The sequence below is a fragment of the Micromonospora sp. NPDC018662 genome (assembly GCF_044391475.1).
GTDB lineage: Bacteria > Actinomycetota > Actinomycetes > Mycobacteriales > Micromonosporaceae > Micromonospora.
Map to the genome: position 1 here is coordinate 895,482 of NZ_JBISAC010000001.1, position 20,169 is coordinate 915,650.

Annotated in this window: 20 protein-coding genes, 1 tRNA gene and 1 pseudogene; 13 read left to right on the plus strand and 9 right to left on the minus strand. The window is 73.8% G+C overall.

The window, feature by feature from the left end; translation table 11 throughout:
• Positions 1-43: 43 nt before the first annotated feature.
• Positions 44-223 carry a hypothetical protein gene (locus ACH495_RS04450; protein ID WP_396856522.1) on the plus strand — a complete coding sequence of 60 codons (180 nt, stop codon included), beginning with the start codon at positions 44-46 and terminating at the stop codon, positions 221-223.
• A gap of 170 nt (positions 224-393) precedes the next feature.
• On the opposite strand, the gene ACH495_RS04455 is transcribed toward ACH495_RS04450, so the two are convergent.
• Positions 394-876 (minus strand): flagellar biosynthesis protein FlgA, encoded by a 483-nt coding sequence (locus tag ACH495_RS04455; protein ID WP_396856322.1) that lies wholly within the window; start codon positions 874-876, stop codon positions 394-396.
• 549 nt (positions 877-1,425) lie between these two features.
• On the opposite strand from ACH495_RS04455, the gene ACH495_RS04460 reads away from it, so the two are divergent.
• Entirely contained in the window at positions 1,426-1,659 is a 234-nt protein-coding gene (locus ACH495_RS04460) for a hypothetical protein (protein ID WP_396856536.1), read from the plus strand.
• 62 nt (positions 1,660-1,721) lie between these two features.
• On the opposite strand, the pseudogene ACH495_RS04465 reads toward ACH495_RS04460, so the two are convergent.
• Together ACH495_RS04465 and ACH495_RS04470 are read right to left on the minus strand one after the other, a co-directional pair.
• Positions 1,722-1,922 (minus strand): annotated as a pseudogene (locus ACH495_RS04465) (FmdB family zinc ribbon protein); the annotation flags it as partial.
• Positions 1,879-2,526, minus strand: coding sequence for a 5-formyltetrahydrofolate cyclo-ligase (locus ACH495_RS04470; protein ID WP_396856323.1), 648 nt, complete (start codon positions 2,524-2,526; stop codon positions 1,879-1,881). The gene ACH495_RS04470 and the pseudogene ACH495_RS04465, both read right to left, overlap by 44 nt.
• An 82-nt stretch (positions 2,527-2,608) precedes the next feature.
• Here ACH495_RS04470 and ACH495_RS04475 point away from each other — a divergent pair, with 82 nt between their 5' ends.
• From ACH495_RS04475 to ACH495_RS04500, 6 genes are all read left to right on the plus strand, one after another.
• On the plus strand, positions 2,609-4,795 hold the full coding sequence (locus tag ACH495_RS04475; protein WP_396856324.1) for a diguanylate cyclase: 2,187 nt from the start codon (positions 2,609-2,611) through the stop codon (positions 4,793-4,795).
• Positions 4,796-4,804: 9 nt separating this feature from the next.
• Entirely contained in the window at positions 4,805-5,794 is a 990-nt protein-coding gene (locus ACH495_RS04480) for a UTP--glucose-1-phosphate uridylyltransferase (RefSeq protein WP_396856325.1), read from the plus strand.
• The gene (gene glp, locus ACH495_RS04485) at positions 5,791-7,104 is read left to right on the plus strand and encodes a gephyrin-like molybdotransferase Glp (protein WP_396856326.1); all 1,314 of its coding nucleotides are present in this window, start codon (positions 5,791-5,793) and stop codon (positions 7,102-7,104) included. Before ACH495_RS04480 ends, glp begins: the two co-directional genes overlap by 4 nt.
• On the plus strand, positions 7,104-7,742 hold the full coding sequence (locus tag ACH495_RS04490) for a GNAT family N-acetyltransferase (RefSeq protein WP_396856327.1): 639 nt from the start codon (positions 7,104-7,106) through the stop codon (positions 7,740-7,742). The genes glp and ACH495_RS04490 overlap by 1 nt, the downstream gene beginning before the upstream one ends.
• Before the next feature lie 178 nt (positions 7,743-7,920).
• On the plus strand, positions 7,921-8,703 hold the full coding sequence (locus ACH495_RS04495) for a hypothetical protein (RefSeq protein ID WP_396856328.1): 783 nt from the start codon (positions 7,921-7,923) through the stop codon (positions 8,701-8,703).
• Positions 8,704-8,878: 175 nt separating this feature from the next.
• Positions 8,879-8,952, plus strand: a tRNA-Ala gene (locus tag ACH495_RS04500).
• A gap of 75 nt (positions 8,953-9,027) precedes the next feature.
• Here ACH495_RS04500 and ACH495_RS04505 read toward each other — a convergent pair.
• Positions 9,028-9,714 (minus strand): proteasome protein, encoded by a 687-nt coding sequence (locus ACH495_RS04505; RefSeq protein ID WP_396856329.1) that lies wholly within the window; start codon positions 9,712-9,714, stop codon positions 9,028-9,030.
• Positions 9,715-9,823: 109 nt separating this feature from the next.
• A complete protein-coding gene (locus ACH495_RS04510; RefSeq protein ID WP_396856330.1) occupies positions 9,824-10,426 on the minus strand; it encodes an HD family hydrolase in 603 nt (200 codons plus the stop codon).
• Positions 10,427-10,681: 255 nt separating this feature from the next.
• Here ACH495_RS04510 and ACH495_RS04515 point away from each other — a divergent pair, with 255 nt between their 5' ends.
• The 4 genes from ACH495_RS04515 to ACH495_RS04530 all read left to right on the plus strand — a co-directional run bounded on the left by ACH495_RS04515 (position 10,682) and on the right by ACH495_RS04530 (position 16,233).
• Positions 10,682-11,797, plus strand: coding sequence for a helix-turn-helix domain-containing protein (locus ACH495_RS04515; RefSeq protein WP_396856331.1), 1,116 nt, complete (start codon positions 10,682-10,684; stop codon positions 11,795-11,797).
• 213 nt (positions 11,798-12,010) lie between these two features.
• Positions 12,011-12,736: a hypothetical protein gene (locus ACH495_RS04520; protein WP_396856332.1), complete on the plus strand. Its 726-nt coding sequence runs from the start codon at positions 12,011-12,013 to the stop codon at positions 12,734-12,736.
• Between the two features lie 347 nt (positions 12,737-13,083).
• Entirely contained in the window at positions 13,084-15,198 is a 2,115-nt protein-coding gene (locus ACH495_RS04525) for a cellulase family glycosylhydrolase (RefSeq protein ID WP_396856333.1), read from the plus strand.
• Positions 15,199-15,309: 111 nt separating this feature from the next.
• Entirely contained in the window at positions 15,310-16,233 is a 924-nt protein-coding gene (locus ACH495_RS04530) for an alpha/beta fold hydrolase (protein WP_396856334.1), read from the plus strand.
• On the opposite strand, the gene ACH495_RS04535 is transcribed toward ACH495_RS04530, so the two are convergent.
• From ACH495_RS04535 to ACH495_RS04550, 4 genes are all read right to left on the minus strand, one after another.
• Positions 16,197-16,661 carry a hypothetical protein gene (locus ACH495_RS04535; protein ID WP_396856335.1) on the minus strand — a complete coding sequence of 155 codons (465 nt, stop codon included), beginning with the start codon at positions 16,659-16,661 and terminating at the stop codon, positions 16,197-16,199. The genes ACH495_RS04530 and ACH495_RS04535 overlap by 37 nt on opposite strands.
• 62 nt (positions 16,662-16,723) lie before the next feature.
• Positions 16,724-17,458, minus strand: a complete 735-nt coding sequence (locus ACH495_RS04540; protein ID WP_396856336.1) for a G5 domain-containing protein — start codon at positions 17,456-17,458, stop codon at positions 16,724-16,726.
• A 248-nt stretch (positions 17,459-17,706) separates the two neighbouring features.
• Positions 17,707-19,011, minus strand: a complete 1,305-nt coding sequence (locus ACH495_RS04545; protein WP_396856337.1) for a hypothetical protein — start codon at positions 19,009-19,011, stop codon at positions 17,707-17,709.
• Positions 19,012-19,087: 76 nt separating this feature from the next.
• Positions 19,088-19,744 carry a 4'-phosphopantetheinyl transferase gene (locus ACH495_RS04550; RefSeq protein WP_396856338.1) on the minus strand — a complete coding sequence of 219 codons (657 nt, stop codon included), beginning with the start codon at positions 19,742-19,744 and terminating at the stop codon, positions 19,088-19,090.
• A gap of 117 nt (positions 19,745-19,861) precedes the next feature.
• On the opposite strand from ACH495_RS04550, the gene ACH495_RS04555 reads away from it, so the two are divergent.
• Positions 19,862-20,131, plus strand: a complete 270-nt coding sequence (locus ACH495_RS04555) for a hypothetical protein (RefSeq protein ID WP_396856339.1) — start codon at positions 19,862-19,864, stop codon at positions 20,129-20,131.
• Positions 20,132-20,169 lie beyond the last annotated feature (38 nt).

Genomic DNA, 20,169 nt, shown 5'->3' on the forward strand with positions numbered 1-20,169 from the left:
GGGCACCGAGGGTCGAGGTGGCTGCCTGGCGGCGGTATCGTTGCTGCTCGTGACCGAACCCGGCATCCGGGTCCCGCGCGGCGACGACGACCGCGTGGTCGACCTCAGCGACGATCTCGTGGTGCTGCCCGAGCAGACCACCGACGACACCGACCACGGTTGGGGCGAGCGCCCCGGCGACGACGACTGGCTGCTCGCCGAGCGGCCACCGCACTGGGGCTGACGAACACCACGGCTGCCCACGCCACGGCTGCCCACGCCACGGCTGCCCACGCCACGGCTGCCCACGCCACGGCTGCCCACGCCACGGCTGCCCACGCCACGGTTGACCTGCGCCTTGGTTGACCCACGCCATGGCTGATCTATGCCTTGGCTGACCCGGGCGCGCCGTGGTCAGCCGCGGACCACCACGGCGAAGCGGCTGCCCTCGGGCAGCCCGACCGCGCGCCGGGCCTGCTCGGGCGGGAGCGCCAGGTAGAGCGCGGATGAGCCGTCCACCGCCCCGCCGGCCCCCACCACGTCGAGCACCAGCGCGCGCGGTGCGAGCAGGGTGGGGTCCGGCGCCCCGCCGGCTGGCACGACCAGCAGATCTACGCGGGCACCCGGACGCAGCACCGCGAGGGCGGCCGGCTCGGCCAGCCGGATCGGCACGCCGACCGCCCCGTCGGGCAGCGGCGGAGCTCCCGAGGGCGAAGGATCGGCGGACGCCGTGGCCCCGGTGCGCGGAGGCGAGCCGGGCGGACAACCGGCCGGCGTCCTGAGCACCACGGCGGCCAACCCCAGCAGTACCGCGACCAGAGTCACCCGCACCAGCGTGCGGCGTCGGGGCAGACCGCGCCAGTGCACCGGCCGTAACGTCGGCTCCCGACCTGTCACCGCTGCCTCCCCGCCCGCCCGATCGACCCTCCGGCAGCAGGCTAGGCGGGCCCGGTGCCTCCGCGTCGGCCCGCCGGTCCCTCCTGTGGATAACCCGCCGCCCTGTGGACAACCTCGGCGGCGTCGGCGCACCCGCGTGCTCGGCGCACCCGGCAGCCATCTCGACGCCGGGTACCCCGCCCGCTGATTCACGGAAAGAGGGGTTAAAACGCGCCCGATAGCCACGCTTTCCGTGAATCAGCGCGCGGGGCGGAGGCGCGCGGGGCGGAGGCGCGCGGGGCGGAGGCGCGCGGGGCGGAGGCGCGCGGGGCGGAGGCGCGCGGAGCGGAGGCGCGAAGGGCGGAGGCGCGCGGAGCGGACGGAGCGGGCGGAGCGGAGGCGCGCGGGGAGGCGAGTGGAGCGGGCCGGACCGGGCCGGCGAGTTGGCCGGACCGGGCCGGCGAGTGGCGGCACGGGACGCGAAGACGTGCGCGGAAGTGGCCGCCCCCGGGCGGGGACGGCCACTGTCGGGCAGCGCGCGATCAGGAGGAGCTGGACGCCGCCGGCGCCTTGCTGGGAGTCGACCCGGAGCCCGAGCCGGACGAGCCTGAACCGGACGAGCCCGACCCCGAGGACGAGCCTGAACCGGACGAGCCCGACCCCGAGGACGAGCCCGACCCCGAGGACGAGGACGAACCGGACGACGACGAGTCGGACGAGGACGAGGACGAGTCGGACTTCCCCGGCTTGTTCGCGGTGCCCGGGGCGCTGTCGGAACCGGACGAACGGGAATCCGTCCGGTAGAAGCCGGAGCCCTTGAACACGATGCCGACCGAGTTGAAGAGCTTGCGCAGCCGCCCCTCACACGCGGGGCACTCGGTCAGCGGCTCGTCCGAGAAGGACTGCACCGCCTCGAGCTGGTGGCCGCACGCGGTGCAGGCGTACTGGTACGTGGGCACGTTCTCCTCCGGATCTCTGGCACGGCCGGTCTGGCACTCGTGGTCTTCGAGTGCCAATGGTGCGTCATGGCACCCGGATTCGTCCAGCGGAAGCGCCCGGCCCCACACCCGGCACCGCCACCAGCCGGTCCCCGGGCGTGATCACGTGGTGCACCGGCCGGTCGTGCGGGTCGGCGGGCACCGCGGTGACCAGCTCGCCGTCGTGCAGCAGCGCCACGGTGGGCACGGTGGCGGGCACCCGGGCCAGCGCGCGGTCGTACGAGCCGCCGCCCCGGCCCAGCCGGACGCCCCGGCGGTCCACCGCCAGCGCGGGCACCACCACCAGGCCCGCGCCGGCCACGGCGGCCAGGCCCCGCGGTGGGCCGGTCGGTTCGCGCAGTCCCCGGCCGGCGGCACGCAGCGACTCCCGACCGGCGTAGGCGGCCCAGTCCAGGTCCAGGTCGCCCCGCAGCACCGGCAGCAGCAGCTCCGCCTCGGGCGGCAGCGCGGCCCGCAGCACGTCCGGCAGGTCGTCCCCGCCGGGCTCGGAGGCGACCGGCGCGTACGCGGTCATCCGGGCCGGGCGCAGCCGGCGTACCAGGGCCACCAGCTCGGCCTGGACGGACGCCGCCGCGGCGGCGCGACGCGGCGCGGACAGCGACCGGCGGGCGGCGAGCAGCGCGACGCGCAGTTCCCGCTTCGCCTCGTGCACCTCATCCGAAAAATCCGGCACGCAACACTCCTGACGCAACGCTTGCCTACCGGTCGCTCTGTGTCAGCATCGCACCAAGGGCGCGGAACTTCCGGGGGGAAGCTTGACGCTACGCGGGCGGTTGACGGTGGCCTTCCTCGTGGTGGTCCTCGGCCCCGTCCTGCTCGGCGCGTTCTTCGTCGGCGCCACGCTCAGCACCGTCGACCGCAGCCGCGCCACCGAGCGGCTGGGCCTGGCCGCGGCCGGCGTGCGTACCTCGGTCGACGCGCTCTGCCAGCAACTACGCGCGGCGGCCGACGCGGTCGCGCTGGTGGCCGACCCGGCCGCCCGGCCGCGCGCCGCCGACCAGGTGGTCGGCCGGGGGTTGGCCGCGGCCGTGGTGATCGCCGACCCCGCCGGCCGGACCAGTTACGCCACCGCCGGTGGGCCGGCCGGCCCGTGGCAGGACTGCGTCGGCGTGCCGGCCGGCCGGGTGGGGGCGCTCGCCGTCCAGGTCCGGCTCCGCGACCCGGCCGGCGTCGACCTGGGTGCGGTCGCCGCCGCGCAGCCCGTCGACCCGGCCTTCGTGGCGCGGCTCGCGGCCGTGACCGGCGTCGGGGTCACCCTCCTCGACGCTCCCGGGCGGATCACCCACACGACCGAGAATCCCGGGGTACGCGCAGCGGTGCTGGCCGCCGCCCGCAAGGCGGCCGGGGACCGGGTGGCCGGCACCGGCGACGGGCGGTACGTGCGCCGGGTCGGGCCGTCCCCCGGGCAGCCGCTGCCGTTGGTGCTCTCGGTGCCGGCCCAGCGCCCGCCCGGCCTGTACGGCGCGCTGGTCGCCGCGGTGGCGCTGGCCGCGCTGCTGGCCGTGCTGGCCGCCTGGCGGCTGGCCCGGGTGACCACCCGGCCGCTGGTCGAGCTGGCCGCCGCGGTGGACCGGGTGGCGCACGGCGACCTGACCACGCGGGTACCGGTGCGCAGCCGCGACGAGATCGGGCGGCTGGCCGGCGCGTTCAACCGGATGACCCGGGAGACCGGCAGCTACGTGGCGGCGCTGACCAGCAGCCGGGACCAGCTCCGCAACCATCTCGTGGTGCTCGGCGACACGCTGGCCAGCACGCACGACCTGCAGCGCATCCTGCGGGTGATCCTGGACAGCGCGCTCGCCGGGACCGGGGCCCGGGCCGGCGCGGTACTGCTGCTCGACGGCCACGGCGTGCTGGTCGGCCAGTGCGTCGAGGGGCTGGCCGGGCGCTGGCCGACCGACGACCCGGCGGACCCGGCGACGCTGCGGGTGCCGGTCGGCACCGGTGTGGTCGGCGCGGTGGCGGCCACCGGCGAGCCGGTGCGGGGCCGGTGGACCGCACCGGAGACGCCGACCGGGGAGCCGACCTGCGAGACGTACGTGGCGGTGCCGTTCGCGGCCCCCGACCCGCGCGGCCCGGAGCGTCCCGGGCACCCGCCGGCCGACGGCGACCCGGCCGGCCCGCCCAGCGCCGCGCTCGGCGTGCTGGCCCTCTACGACCGGCTCGGCGGGCACGAGTTCGACGACGACGACCTGGTCACGCTGCGGACCTTCGCCGGCCACGCGGCGGTGGCGGTGGAGAACGTCCGGGTGCACGAGGAGGCGCAGCGGCTCTCCCTCACCGACCCGCTCACCGGGCTGTGGAACTACCGCTACCTGCGCGAGTCGATCCGGCGGGAGGTGGAACGGGCGAGCCGGTTCGGCCGGATGCTCAGTGTGCTCGCGCTCGACCTGGACCGGTTCAAGGACGTCAACGACACCTGGGGGCACGCCGCCGGGGACGCCGTGCTTGTCGAGTTCGCCCGCCGGGTACGCGGCGTGATCCGCGAGGTGGACCTCGCGTTCCGGCAGGGCGGTGAGGAGTTCGTGGTGCTGCTGCCGGAGACCGACGCCCGGGGCGCCACCATCGTCGCCGAGCGTCTCGGCGCGGTGGTGCGGGACCAGCCGGTGGTGGTCGACGGCCACGGCGACGAGCCGCTCCGGGTGCCGGTGACGGTGTCCGTCGGCATCGCCGTCTATCCCGACCACGCCGCCGGCGGCCAGCAGGTGCTCGACGCGGCCGACGACGCGCTCTACGCGGCGAAGGCGGCCGGGCGGGACGGCTTCCGGCTGGCGCCCGCAGCCGTCCCCGATCCGGTTCGCACCCAGGAGATTCCGGTGGTGGCCGTCACGGTCAGCCCGCCCGACGGGCTGCCCCGGGCCGGCGCGGCGGACCCGGCGGGCGCCGCACAGGGCGGCGCGTCTTCCGGTCCTCACCCGCCGCGGCAGAGCCGTGGCCGATAGTCTCGCGGCATGTCGGAGCACTCAGCGAACCCCTCAGCGACCCCCGGTCGCTCCCGTGCGGTCAAGGCCGTCATCCCGGCCGCCGGCCTGGCCACCCGGTTCCTGCCGGCCACCAAGGCGGTCCCGAAGGAGCTGCTGCCGGTCGTCGACCGGCCGGTTCTGCAGTACATCGTCGAGGAGGCCACCCAGGCCGGCATCACCGACGTGCTGCTGATCACCGGGCGCGGCAAGACCTCGATGGTCGACCACTTCGACCGGCGGCCCGACCTGGAGGAACGGCTCGCCAAGAAGCCCGAGCTGCTGGCCGCCGTCAAGCGCACCGAGGAACTGGCCGCCATCTACACCTGCCGCCAGCCGGAGCAGCTCGGCCTGGGCCACGCCGTCGGGTTCGCCGAGTCGCACGTCGGCGACGACGCCTTCGCGGTGCTGCTCGGCGACGAGTTCGTCAAGCCCTCCGAGCCGCTGCTGCCGGCCATGCTGGAGCTCCAGGCCCGCACCGGCGGCGTGGTGCTCGCGTTCTTCGAGGTCGACCCCGCCGAGACCAGCCGCTACGGCATCGCCTCGGTCGAGCCGGCCGAATCGGAGTACGCCGACATCGCCGAGGTCGTGAAGGTCACCGGCATGGTGGAGAAGCCCAGCCCGGAGGAGGCGCCCAGCAACCTGGCCGTCCTCGGCCGGTACGTGCTGCCGGGGCGGATCTTCGACGCGATCCGGCGCACCAAGCCGGGCAGCGGCGGCGAGATCCAGCTCACCGACGCGATGGAGCTGCTGCGGACCGAGGGGGTGCCGGTGCACGCCATCGTCTACCGGGGCACCCGCTACGACACCGGCATGCCGCTGGGCTACCTCCAGACCGTGGTCCAGATCGCCGCCGAGCGCGACGACCTGGGCGCCGAGTTCCGCAAGTGGCTCGCCGAGTTCGTCAACAAGGGCGACGAGACCGTCACCGACGCGGTCCTCAACGGCCTGCGCGACGCGTCCGGCGGTGCCAATACATGACCGCGACGGCCGACGCCGAGGCGGCCGCGAACGAGTTGACGCCGCTCGCCGACTACCTGGGCAGTGTGCTGCGCAGGTTACGCGCGCTGCCTCCGCTCGACCTCGACCTGACCCAGGCGTACGGCAACGTGCTCGCCGAGGACGTGGTCGCCCCGCACTCGTTCCCCGCCTTCGACCAGGCGGCGGTGGACGGGTACGCCGCGCGCTGGGAGGACATCTCCGGAGGGAGCCGGGGGCCGGGCTACGTCCCGGCCCCCTCCGGTATCCGCGGCGGGCGCAGCATCCGGCTGAACGTGGTCGGTGACCTGGGCGCGGCGAGTTGGCGCCCGGTCCGGCTCACCCCCGGCGCCTGCTTCTCGGTGGCGGCCGGGGCGCCGCTGCCGGTGGGCGCCGACGTGGTGGTGCCGGTGGAGTGGACCGACCAGGGCATGGCCGCGGTGGAGATCTTCCGCGCCCCCAAGCGCGGGTACGGCCTCCGCCGCGCCGGCGAGGAACTGGTCGCCGGCACGCTGCTCGCCCGCGCCGGCGCGTACGTCTCGCCGGCCCTGGTCGCGGTGTTCGCCGCCACCGGCATCGGGCACGTGGTGGTGCGGCCCAGCCCCCGCGTGGTCATCGTGGCCACCGGCGACGAACTGGTCGACGTGGGGCGGGGCAGCCAACCCGGCCAGGTGGTGGACACCAACTCGCACGCGTTGACCGCGGCGGCGGCCGAGGCGGGCGGGCTCGCGTACCGGGTCGGGATCTGCGACGACGACCCGGAGGCGCTGCGCGGCCTGCTGGAGGACCAGACGCTGCGGGCCGACCTGATCATCACCACCGGCGGCACCGGCACCGGGCCGGGCGACATGGTCCGCCGCATCCTGTCCCGCCGCGACGGCGGCCGGGCCGGGCCGGTGGCCTTCACCGAGGTGGCCCTCTATCCCGGCACGGCGCTGGGGTTCGGTACGGTCGGCGCCGAGGAGGTGCCGGTGGTGTGTCTTCCCGGTGAGCCCGGCGCGGCGCTGATCGGTTTCGAGGTGCTGGCCCGTCCGGCCATCCAACTGCTGGCCGGCGCCGAGCCGGTGTTCCGGCCCAGCGTGCGCGCGCACCTGCTGGAGACCGTCGCGTCGCCGGTGGGGCTGCGCGAGTTCCGCCCCGCGCACGTGGCCGAGCGGCGCGGCGGCGGCTACACGGTGCAGCCGTTGGCCGGTGGGCCGTACACGCTCTCCGGCCTGGCCGAGGCGAACGGCCTGCTGGTGCTCGGCGAGCGGGTCACCACCGCCGCCGCCGGCTCCACCGTGGACGTGTTGTTGCTGGACCGGCGTCGGTGATGTTCCGGCGGGCGCCGGGGTGGCCGGCGGTGCTGGTGGACGGTCCGGTGGTGCTGCGGCCGTACCGGCGTTCCGACGCGGTGACCTGGTCGACGATCCGGCGCGCGAACCGGGAGTGGCTGGCCCCGTGGGAGTCGCACGTGCCGGGCGGTTGGGACGCGACGAACTCGCCGGCCGCGTTCCGCCTGGTCCACGCCGACCAGCGGAAGTCGGCACGTACCGGTGACGGCATGCCGTTCGCGGTCTGCCTGCGCGAGGACGGGCAGGAGCGGCTGGTCGGGCACCTCAACGTGGGCAGCATCGTGCGGCGGGCGTTCTGCTCCGGGTACGTGGGCTACTGGGTGGACTCCCGGGTGGCCGGGCGGGGCGTGATCCCGACCGCTGTCGCGCTCGCCGTGGACCACGCGTTCGGCCCGGGTGGCCTGCACCGGATCGAGGTGAACATCCGGCCGGAGAACGTCCCGTCCCGGCGGGTGGTGGAGAAGCTCGGCTTCCGCGAGGAGGCCTACCACGTGCGGTACATGCACATCGACGGCGCCTGGCGGGACCACATCGGATACGCGATGACCGGCGAGGAAGTGGCCGCCGAGGGCGGTCTGCTGGCGCGGTGGCACCGCGTACGTGACAGCCGGCGCTGAGCCGTTCCGACCGTGACGCCCGGCGCGGCGCACGGTGAAGCGGGTCGGCGGCCCGTAACCTCAAGTAACTGCAAGCTGTGGCAAGCGCTGCCCGCCCGCATGATCTGCGCCGTTAACGAGAGTCGACGGAAGAAGTTGCGGCCGCGTGGCGCTCGCCCCGAACTTGGTGACGGGAGGGGTGAGGGTGCCGACGTCGGTGCTCCTCGCCGTCCTCGCCGCCGCCGGTCTGCTCGCTCTCGCTCCGGCGCTGGTCCGCCGGTACGACGCCACCGAGCGGCTGGTGGCGGAGCGGGCGCAGTCGACGGCGCGGGTGCTCCAGCGCCAGCGTCGTCGGCGCACCGTGCCCGGACGCCAGCCGGTGCATCCACCGCGTACCCTCGTCGTCACCTTGAGTGAAGATGCCGACACGGGCGGTCTGGCTCGTCCGGTCTCCGCGCCCCCCGTCCGGCGGCGCTCCGGCCGGCTCCGGCCCGTTTCGGCGGTCCCCGCGCAGTCCCGCCGACGGCACCCGCCCCGGCGCCGGCACACCCCGGCCGTCTACCGCCGACGTCGGGTGCTCGCCGCGCTGCTGCTGCTCAACCTGGTCGAGCTGGTCGGCGTGATGCTGGTCGGGCCCGGGTTCTGGATCAGCGTCTCGGTCACCGGCGCGCTGCTCGTCGCGTACGTCGTACACCTGCGGCAGCGGGCGCTGGCCGAGCGCCGGCGGCGGCGCGCGGACGCCCGGGAAGCGGCCTGGCTGGCCGCCCGCCAGGCCGAGGTGCGCCGCGAGCAGGCCCGGCGCGCGGCGGCCCGGCGGGAGGCACAGCGCCGGCTGGCCGCCCAGCGGGAGGCGGTCCGGCGTACCGCGATGGGCCTGGACCGGCCCGCGGACCTGCCGCCGGCCGCGAGCGGCGGCTCGGTGTCCTACCGGCGGGCCGGCGGCCTGCGCGGTCGTCCCTACCAGTCCGGCCGGGGCGCTTGACCGTCCTCGCCCCTGGCTTTTAGATCTTGGAAGATTTGGGCCCCTCCGGGGGCCGTTTCCTTCCAAGATCGCGGTGGGCGGCGGGGTGGTTCGCGTGGTGGGTGGGCAACCTGTTAGCCTTGTGCCGGCCCGCCCGGTGCAAGCCGGGTGGGACCGATGCTGGTTCGCCAGCGGAGGGGCTGTGGCGCAGACTGGTAGCGCACCTCGTTCGCATCGAGGGGGTCAGGGGTTCAAATCCCCTCAGCTCCACCCAGTTCGAAGGCCGTTTCCGCTCGTCGGAGACGGCCTTTCTCCGCATCATGGCGCGGGTGGGCCGGGTGAGGGTCAGTCGAACAGCCGGTCGAGCGCTTCCTGTTCGAGGTCGCGCCAGCGCTGGCAGTCCTTCAGCGCCTTGGCGATCTCCTTCTCGTCGAGGTGGTGGGCGCCTTCCTCGCGGATGCACGCGACGCTGAACGGGCCGCCGACCGACGGCGAGGTCTGCGCCAGCGCCTCCAGCACCCGCACCACGCCGTACTCGACGGCGCGCGTGGTCATCCGGAAGTGGGACAGCAGCGCGCCGGCCTGCTGGGCCATGGGCGCGCCGGAGCCGATGGCGTGGAAGCCCACGTCCTCGTAGCGGCCGATGAGCCCGTTGGGGTTGATCTCCACGATCCACGGCCCGCCCTGGCTGTAGCCGGCCGCGAGCAGGTACGCCGACACCCCGCCGCCGCTGCCCTCGCCGGGTACGTCCGGGATGTAGTTCGCATAGTGCTTCTTGAACACGGGCAGGACGCGCTCCTGCAACTCGTCGCCGATGTCGGGTGCTTCGAGGATGGCGGTGGCCGAGTCCTGGAGGAGGGGGCGCAGGTCGTTGAGCACTCCCCGCGCGCCGCTGCCGCCCCAGGCGGCGCAGGATCCCAGCGGGTGCAGCTTCTGGGCGGGGAAGCTCAGACCGCGGTCGCTCTCGGTGATCTGGGAGTCCGCGCCGATCACCACCCCGTCGCTGCAGACAACGGCGAGTACGACGGTCATGGGTCCTCCTGAGCAGGGGGTACGGGGTTGGGCCCGAGGTACCCGGCACCCCGCCCGCCTACACCCCGACAGGTGTCGGCCCGCCGTCAAGGCGTCGTCGCGCGTTCGGTCAAAGGCCGTCTCCCTCGTGGGAGACGGCCCTCTTCGACGGTGGGGTGAGCCAGGCGAGTGGTTGGCCGGTCAGTGCTGCGTCGGCGAGTCGCTGCGCGGAGGCGGTGGTGAGCGCGGCTCGACTGCTGTCGATCCACCGTTGGACGTTGTCGATGCCCTGGTGGCGGTATTCGACGGCTTGAACGAGGCATTCGAGTTTGTCGGCGTCCCGGGCGACAACGGCTTCGAGGGTTTCGCCGGCTTCGTACTCGGCTACGGCCGCAGTGATGGTGTCGGTGACGGCGGGCGGGCAGCCGGCCACCTGGTCTGCGGTGACTGCGGTATTCGGTGCGGCCTTGAGGTAGCGCTTGGCGATGTGTGGAATATCCGTGATGCGCGTTTCCTGAGTGTCGTGCAGAACGCAGAGCATGGTGGTCCGGGCGGGATCGGCTCCCTCCATGGCGGCGAGGACCATGCCGATCAGGGCGGTGCGGTGCGAGTGTTCGGCGATCGACTCGGGGTGCTTGACCCCGGCGAACCACCAGCCGGTACGAGCGGCGCGTTTCAGGACGCCGGCTTCGAAGATGAACCTCATCGCTGCGGCGTACTGGTCCTCGCTCATCTGCCCGTCCCTGTGCCGGTGATGCCCTCTGTACGCAGGCTGTAGACGACAGAGGTTAGTTCCTGGCGGGACTGCGCGGAGATCTGGGCGCTGTCGAGGACGGCGCCGGCACGGCTTGCGAGCACTTGTTCGGTCCTCGAGATGGGCGGCGCTCGGCGTCACGTAGCGTGGGCGTGGGTGTACCGTCCGATGTGGTGACCCGTTGGGGTGAAAGCTGGCGGGACCGCTGCCCAGTCCTCTACCTGGGAGTACGCCGTGTCGCCCATTGCTGACCCGCGCTTCGGTGCGGAGCTGCGCCGGCTGCGTACCGAGGCGCGGATCTCGCTTCGCGTTCTCGCGCAGGTGGTCTATCAGAGCAAGAGTCAGCTTCACGACCTGGAGGTTGGGCGACGGCGACCGAGCGAGGACATGGCGAGACGGCTGGATGACGCGCTCCACGCGGACGGCCGGCTGGTCGCGTTGGCGTGTCCGCCCGAGTTGCCGGAGGACGGTGCCCACCGCATTGCCTTCGCCGCTCGTCATCCCACCCGGACTGACCCGGCTACGGTCGATGCGCTCGCGGATCTTCTGGCCAGTCAACGCCGTCTTGACGATGTGCTTGGTGCTGCCGCTGTCATGCCGGCGGTCCGGGCGAACCTCGATCTCGTCAGCCACCTGGCCCGTGAGGCGCACGACGATCTGCGCGGCCGGCTGGTCGATCAGGCTGCGCAGTGGGCGCAGTTCGCCGGTTGGTTGGGTATCGCCGCTGGTGATCACAACTGGTCCCGGTACTGGCTGAATCAGGCGTTGGAGTGGACCGTGGAGAGCGGGCAGGACGCGTTGTTGGGCACGGTGCTGTCCTTTCGTGCCTATCTGGCCGGGCAGGTGGGGGACACCGGCACGCTGCTCGGAATGACCCGGGCGGCCCTGACCAAGCCGGGGATGTCGCCGGGGCAGTTCGCGTACGACCACTACCAACTTGCCCGCGCATGTGTCCTCGCTGACGATCGGCAGGCGGCGATCGACACTGCGGCGGCGGCCGACGAACGGGCGATAGCCGCCCTGGAACACAGGGGTGAGATGCCGCCGTGGGACTACTACCGCGACCGGGCGTTCTTCGACCTGGAGGCCGGCACCACTCGGGCCGCGCTTGGGCAGCATGAGCAGGCGGTGGCGTTGTTGACCGCCGGCCTCGACGGGTTGGACGCCGAATCGGCATCGGCCGACTGGACCGGCACCTATGTGTGCCATCTCGCCGGTGCGCAACTGGCCGTCGGTAAGCGGGACAGCGCAGCTCGGTCCGTGGAGCGGGCACGGTCGATCGCTGCCCGGAACCGGTCCGGTCGGTTGTCCGCTCTTGTCCGCCACCTGTCCGCGTCTGTGGACAACTGACCGGACGCGCCCTTCCTGGAACGTGATCGCCTGATCACCCGATGCTGTGACCAGCGGGTTCGCCATGCCCATCGGTATCGGTCAGGCATGACCCGCTTGGAGCCGGGTGCGGCGGTGTCGGTCCTTCCACGAGGACGCCGTCGTGCCCCTGCCAGCGGAGGTGGGCATGAGCGAGGCCCACGCCGACGATCCCGGCGGGGTCGGGTGCCGCTGGTGGAGGCGTACCGCGTGACGGCCGCGTTGCTGGTGAAGCTCGGTGCCCCCGACGTGGCGTGGCTGGCGGTGGACCGGGCGATGGCCGCCGCCACCGGTGACCGGGTGCTGGTGGCGGCCACTGCCGTGCAACTCGGTGAGGTGTTGCGCGCCTCGTCGCGGGCGCGGACGGCGAAGGCGGTGATGCTGGCCGCCGCGTACCGCATCGCCCCGCCGGTGGTCGAGTGCGGCGACCCGGCGGAGCTGTCGCTGTGCGGGACCCTGCTGGTGCAGGGCGCGCTGGCCGCTGCCCGCGACGGTGACGACCGCGCCGCCGCCGACCTGGTCGACGAGGCCGCGGAGATGGCGGCGCGGGTGGGGGACGGTCACGACCACCACCGGACCGGGTTCGGGCCCACGGCGGTCGAGCTTGCCCGGATCGCCGTCGCGGCGGTACGCGGTGACGCGGAGGAAGCCGTGACCCGGCACGAAGGGGTGATCACGCGGGACGGGTGGCGGTGGCTGGCCGCCGAGCATCGCGCCGCGTACCTGATCGACGTCGCCCGCGCGTACCTGCATGCCGGCGACGCGGTCGGTGCCGGCCGGATCCTGGTGGAGGCCGACCGGGTCGCACCGGCCGAGATCCGCCACCGACCGGGCGGCCGGGACGTCCTCGCCGAGGTTGCGCGTGATCTGCGCGCCCCGGCCACGCTCATCCATCTCGCCGCCGCGCTCGGGGTGGGCTGACCATGACCGCGCCGTTCCTGTCCCTGGCCCAGATCCGCAACCGGCTGGTCCTCACCGCCCGGTGGATCCTCCGCGATCACCGGCCCGGCTCCGACGGTCGCTGCCCGGTCTGCCGGACGGCGGGCTGCGCGGTGGCCGCTGCCGCCCATCGTCCTCCGCGCAGCCGTCTGCTGCCCGGGCTGGATCTCGCGGTAACGGCCTCGAATCGATTCGGGTCCTCCCGAGGAGCTCACGCATCAATACCTGCCGATTGACAATGTTTGGAATCCAAACTTACTCTCGCGCCGGGCGGGTGCGTGCCCCGCCTGACCCGTCCGCGCGCACACCACCACCCCGAAGGACCCACCATGTTCGGCTTCTTCCGTACCGCGAAACGGGCCCGACTACGTGTCGGCCTGGTCGCGGCCACCGCCGCGACGCTCGTGGCCGGCACCGCCCTGCTGGCGACCAACGCCCAGGCGGCGGCCGGCTGCCGCGTGACCTACACGACCACCAGCCAGTGGGCCGGCGGCTTCACCGCCAACGTCGACGTCACCAACCTCGGTGACCCGGTCAACGGCTGGACCCTGCGCTGGACGTTCCCGTCCGGGCAGCAGGTCACCCAGGCGTGGAACGCGACGGTCAGCTCCGCCGGCGCCCAGGCCACCGCCACCAACGTCAGCTACAACGGCGCGCTCGCCACCAACGGCAGCGTCTCGTTCGGCTTCAACGGCTCCTGGTCCGGCGCCAACACCGCGCCCACCTCGTTCGCGCTCAACGGCGTCACCTGCACCGGAAGCGTCGGCGGCACGACGCCGCCGCCCACCAGCACCACGCCCTCGCCGACCACCTCGCCGACCACCCGGCCGCCCACCACGCCGCCGCCGGCCGGCAACGCGATGGCCGCGGTCGCCGCCATGCAGCCCGGCTGGAACCTCGGCAACTCGTTCGACGCGGTCGGCGCGGACGAGACCGCGTGGGGCAACCCGCGGGTCACCGAGGCGCTGCTGGACAACGTGCGGGCGCAGGGCTTCAACAGCATCCGGATCCCGGTGACCTGGAGCAACCACCACGGTGGCGCGCCGAGCTACACCATCGACGCCGCCTGGCTGAGCCGGGTACGCGAGGTGGTCGGCTGGGCGCTCGCGGACGGCTTCTACGTCGTGATCAACATCCACCACGACTCGTGGCAGTGGATCAACACGATGCCCACCGACCGCACCACGGTGCTGAACCGCTACAACGCGCTCTGGACGCAGCTCGCCGCCGCGTTCCGCGACAGCTCGTCGAAGCTGGTGTTCGAGAGCGTCAACGAGCCGCAGTTCACCGGCAGCTCCGGTGACGCGCAGAACGCCACGCTGCTCAACGAGCTGAACACCTCGTTCCACCGGATCGTCCGCCAGTCCGGCGGCACCAACGCCACCCGGCTGCTCGTGCTGCCCACCCTGCACACCTCCGCCGAGCAGGCCCGGGTCGACGAGCTGGTCAGCACGTTCAACGCGCTGAACGACCCGAACCTGATCGCCACCGTGCACTTCTACGGCTACTGGCCGTTCAGCGTCAACATCGCCGGCGGCACCACGTTCGACGCCACCGTGCAGAAGGACCTGACCGACCAGTTCGACCGCGTCCACAACGCGTTCGTCTCGCGGAACATCCCGGTGATCATCGGGGAGTACGGCCTGCTCGGCTTCGACCGCCACACCGGCACCATCGAGCAGGGCGAGAAGCTCAAGTTCTTCGAGTTCCTCGGCTGGTACGCGCGCAGCCGCAAGCTCACCACCCAGCTCTGGGACAACGGCCAGCACTTCGACCGCACGTCCTTCGGGTGGAAGGACCCGGAGCTGTTCGCCCAGATCAGGTCGAGCTGGACCACCCGCTCCGGCACCGCGTCCAGCGACCAGGTGTACGTGCCGCGCACCGGCACGATCACCGCCAAGAGCCTGACGCTGAACCTCAACGGCACCACGTTCCAGGGGCTGCGGCAGGGCACCACCGACCTGGTCAACGGCACCGACTACACGGTCTCCGGCACCACGCTCACGCTGACCGCCCCGGCGCTGACCCGGCTGGTCGGCGCCCGCGCCTACGGGGTGAACGCCAACCTCCAGGCCCGCTTCTCCGCCGGCGTGCCGTGGCGGATCAGCATCATCACGTACGACCCGCCGGTGCTCGGCAACGCCACCGGCCCCACCAGCGGGTTCGACCTGCCGGCGCAGTTCCGCGGCGACCAGCTCGCCACCATGGAGGCGACGTACGCGGACGGCAGCAACGCCGGCCCGCAGAACTGGACCCCGTTCAAGGAGTTCGACGTGACCTTCGCGCCGAACTACAGCAGCAACACGATCACGCTGAAGCCGGAGTTCTTCGCCGAGGTCAACGACGGCCAGCGGGTCACCCTGACGTTCCACTTCTGGAGCGGCACGAAGGTGACCTACCACGTCACGAAGTCCGGCAGCACGGTCACCGGCACGGTCGGCTGACGACGACGGCGCGGCTCGCGGCGGTGGGCGTCGACACCGCCGCGAGCCGCCCCGGCATGGGAATCCCGGGCGGACCGATGACTTTCCGGGCCGACCACGGTCGACCGGAGCATGACCACACAGACACTTGACCTGCCCGACGTCGACCTCGTCTACGACGTGCACACCCCGGACACGACCACCCGCGGGCACCGGCCCCTCTTCATGATCGGCCAGCCGATGTGCGCCGACGGCTTCGGCGCGCTCGCCTCGTACTTCCCGGACCGGACCGTGATCACCTACGACCCGCGCGGGCTCGGCCGGAGCGTACGCCGGGACGGCCGTACCGACTCCGTACCCGAGGTGCAGGCCGCCGACGTGCGGGCCGTCGTCGATGCGCTCGGCGCGGGCCCGGTCGACATGTTCGCCAGCAGCGGCGGGGCGGTGACCGCGCTCGCCCTCGTCGCGGCGTACCCGGGCACGGTGGCCACGCTGGTGGCGCACGAGCCGCCGCTCGTCCCGCTGCTGCCCGACGCCGAGGCCGCCGCCCGGGCCATGGCGGCCTGCCAGGAGGCGTACCGGAAGAATGGCTGGGGCGCCGGCATGGCCGCGTTCGTGGCCATGACGTCGTGGCGCGGCGAGTTCACCGACGACTACTTCGCCCGGCCCGCGCCCGACCCGGCGGCGTTCGGGATGCCGGTCGAGGACGACGGCTCCCGGGACGACCCGCTGCTCTCCGAACGGTCGGCGGCGGTCATCAGGTACCGGCCGGACGTCGACGCGCTCCGCGCGACGCGGACCCGGCTCGTCATCGCGGTGGGCGAGGAATCGGCGGACACGTTCACCGGCCGCACGTCGGTGGCGACGGCCGAGCTGCTCGGCGGGCGGCCGGCGATCTTCCCGAGCCACCACGGTGGCTTCGTCGGCGGGGAGGGCGACTACGCCGGGCAGCCGGAGGCGTTCGCCCGCCGGCTGCGCGAGATCCTCGACGGACCGGGCTCCACGGGCGTCGCCGGGACTCAGACCCGGCGCAGCTCGGAGACCATCACCGGATAGGGGCCGGCCGGGGTGTCGGGGCCGGCCTGGTCCGCCGGGACCACGTTCTCCATCCGCAGCCGCAGCGTCGCCGGGTCGGCCGCGTCGAGCGTGATCCGCCACCCCCAACCGCCGGCGTACTCGGCGGCCAGCTCGACCACCGCCGGCCCGCCCGTCGCGCCGCTGAGGGTCATCGCGGTGGGCTGCTGGTGCCACGAGTCGCCCCACCAGGCGGCCAGCGAACCCGGCTGCTCGCCGACGGCGATCACGAGCAGGCCGTCCTGCGGCCCGTCGTCCGGATGCGCCCACGAGTACGCCACAGTGGTCAGGTGACCGCCGGCCGCGGTCGCCACGGTCAGCGTGGCCGGTGACTCGGCGAACGGCTCGGCCGGCAGCATTCGGAAACCGTTGGTGCCGGCCCAGGAACCGGCGGCGTCGGCGAGGATCACCGGCCCAGCATAGGGGCGCGAGGGCTGTCCCTCACGCCCCGTGCCGGCACGCCGGGGAGCCGTCAGTCGTCGCAGCCCACCCCGTCGCCGTCCCGGTCCAGGTCGTAGATGTCGCTGCCGATGACCCGGACCGGGCCGTCGACGTACGCGGGACCGTTGCCGCTGCCCCCGGAGCAGTCCACATCGCTCGCGATCGGCACGCAGGCCCCGCTGTAGTTCGGGTCGCACCTGCGGGTCTGCTTGGTGCCGACGGCGACCACCTGCGTGACCGGCTGCCGGGTGACCACCGAGCGGATCAGCTTCCGCGCGGTCGGCACGCCGTCGGTGACCGTCACCCGATAGGTCAGCGTGCGCACCCCGGCGACGCCGCGCGTGCGTACCTTCTTCGTCCCCTGCGGCAGGGTGGCGTCCTTCACCGTCCGGGTGGCGTAGGCGATCTTCGTGGTCGAGGTGACGGTCGTGGTCCGGACCTCGGGCGACGGTGGCGCGCTCGGGCTCGGGCTCGCCTCCGTCGGCGACGCGGCCGGGGGCGAGACGGAGGTCGCCGACGCGGCGACCGGCAGGGCCGGTGATGCCGCTGCCTCGACACCGGTCGTCGCGGACGTGGCCGGTGCGGCCTTCTTCCCGGCCGGGGCCGAGGGGGAGTCGCGGCCGGCGCCGATCGCCACGCCGCCGCAGCAGCACAGCACCAGCACGATCGAGGCCACGACCGCGACCTTCCCGCCACCGGGGAGCCGGCGCCACCAGGACTGCTTCGGAGCGGGGTACGCCGGGCTGTGCGGTGATGGGTTCGTCACGCACCACAGTCTGCTTGCGTACGCAACGATTGCCAGCGGTAAATCGGCGCGCTCCACATCGACGCTCCGACAGCGTCCGGCGACGACGAGTCGCGGGATTCGGACCACCCGGCGGGACCCGCCGGGCCGATCGGCCGGGCGCGACACTGCCATAGATCTTGGTACCTCGAGGGAGTGGCGGGACCACCCGAACGGCGTGGGGGCCGGTCCCGGGCGGGACCGGCCCCCACGTGCGGGGTCGCGCGGGGTCAGGGCTTCCAGGACCCGGCGGTACGCAGGTGGTGCTCGTACTCGACGACGCCGTTGCGGTCCTTGACGTCGAAGACGAGCTGACCGCTGCGCTTGGAGCCGACCGGCAGGTTGTTGCCGGAGGTCATCAGCTTGCCGCAGCCGGAGAACGCGCCCGCGATGCCGCTCTCCTCGGTGCCGTCCGCGCCCTTCCAGGTGAAGAAGAACGGGTTGATCGAGGCGGTGCCCTTGGTGACCTCGGCGGACACGTCGGCGATCAGGAACGTGCCGTTCTTCGGGCCGGACGCGTACTCCCGGCAGGCGGCGTCCTTGGTCCGGAAGTTGCCGACCGTGATCTCCAGCGTGCCCTCGTCGTCGCTGACGATCAGCTTGTCGCCGGCGGGCATGTTGAACGTCTCGTCGTCGGTCGTGCCCGGCTGCGGCGTGGCGGGCGGGGCGCCGGTCGGCGGAGGGTCGACCGGGTTGCTGTAGGTGATGCCCGGGGTGGGCAGCGTGTCGATCGCTTCCTTGGTCTTCTTCGCGCCGCTGTACAGCGCGAAGATGCCACCGCCGCAGCAGAGCAGCAGCAGGACCACCGCCACGATGCCGATCGTGAGCCAGACGTTGCGGCTGGACTTCTTCGCCGGCGGCCCGAACGGCTGCCCCGGGGGCGGCGGATACGGCCCGGGTGCCCCGTACGCCTCACCGCCCGGCGGCGGGTACTGCCCGCCCGGCGGCGGATACGGCGCACCGGACGTGGGCGGATACGGCGGCTGTGCGCCACCCGGCGGCGGGTAGCCGCCCGCCTGCGGGTACTCCCCACCCGGTGGCGGGTACCCCGCACCCGCCTGCGGGTACGCCCCGCCCGGCGGATACGGCGCGCCCGACGTCGGTGGCGCCGGCGGGAACGCCTCGGTGGACGGTGGCGGCGGGAACGCCTGGGTCGGCGGGGCGGGCGGGAACGCCTGGGTCGGCGGGGCCGGCGGGTACTGCTCGCCCGGCGTCGGCTGCGACGGGTAGGACGCCCCGAAGGCCGGCTGCGGCGGGAACGCCTGGGTCGGCGGCGCCGGCGGCCGCGGCGCCCCGGAGGTCGGCTGCGGCGGGAACGCCTCGGTCGCCGGGGCCGGCGGGAACGCCTCGGTCGGTGGGGTCGGCGGCTGCGGCGCACCCGAGATGGGGGCCGTCGGCGCGTCCGGGGCCGGCGGCGGCGCCCAGGGGCTGCCGGACACCGGCGGCATCGGCGCGGTGGGGAACGCCTGCGTCGGCGGTTCCTGCGGCTGCTGGTCCGGGTCCTGCGACCCGGAGGGAGGCTGAGGGTGGCTCACCGTACTCCTTGGGCACCTTCGGGAGATTTCAGTCGGGACGACGGTACAAGCCGGCCACAACGCCGCCGTCCGGCCCTCACCGACGTGCCAGGACGGCGGCGGTACGGATCAGGTCGTCGTCCACCGCGAACCGTCCGGTCATCGACGACGGCGGATCGGGCACCGGGGCGGCAGCGAGCCGGGCCGGTGCGATCTCCGCGTGGAACGTGCCCGCGTCGGGGTCGAGCGTGATCCGCGCGTCCGGGAAGCCGAGCCAGGTGCCGACGAGCGGGTACCAGACCTTGTAGACGGTCTCCTTGGCGCTGAACAGCACGGTCGGCCAGGGCAGCCCGGACGGCAGCCGGGCCAGGTCCGCCTCCTCGTCGGGGCGGCACACCTTCCGGCGTACCCCGGGGGTGAGCGGGCGGTGCCGCTCGGCGTCGATGCCGACCGCGCGGACGTCGGCGGCGTGGGCGACGGCCGCGGCGCAGTAGTCCCGGGTGTGGGTGATCGCCCCGACGACGCCGGCCGGCCAGACCGGGGCGCGGTCCGCGCCGGCGGGCACCGGCGTGGCCGGCAGGCCGAGCACGGTGAGCGCCCGGCGGGCGCAGACCCGGCCGGCGGTGAAGTCGCGCCGGCGGCTGGGCACCGCGCGGTCGCCCAGGGCGGCCCGCTCGGCCGGCAGCAACGCGCCGGACCAGTCGGCCGGGCCGGCCACCGCCACGGCGACGGCGGACGGCAACAAATCACGCACGAGCGTCAGTGGGTGACGGGAACACGCGGTGACCGTACCGTAACGGCGGAGCGCAGCGTGGCGCGGAAGGAACGTTGCGGGGGGAGGCAGCGTCGACATCGATGGAAGGAGTTGCCGATGGCCCCCGGTGTGGAGGCGTCGGAACCACGGTCCGGCGAGCACGTCCCCGTGACGCCCGACTGGACCTGCGGCTCGTGCGGCGACGACTGGCCCTGTGCCACCAAACGCCGGCACCTGCTGATCGAGTACCGGGTGGACCGGGCGTCGCTGAGCGTCTATCTCGGCTCCTGCCTGGCGGCCGCCACGCACGACCTGCGCACCGCGCCGGTCACCGCGTTGCAGGACCGGTTCATCGGCTGGGTGCCGCGCGGTCCGCGTACCGCCTGAGCCCCGCGCTTCCGGTGGCCGCCGCGTCGGGTTCACGG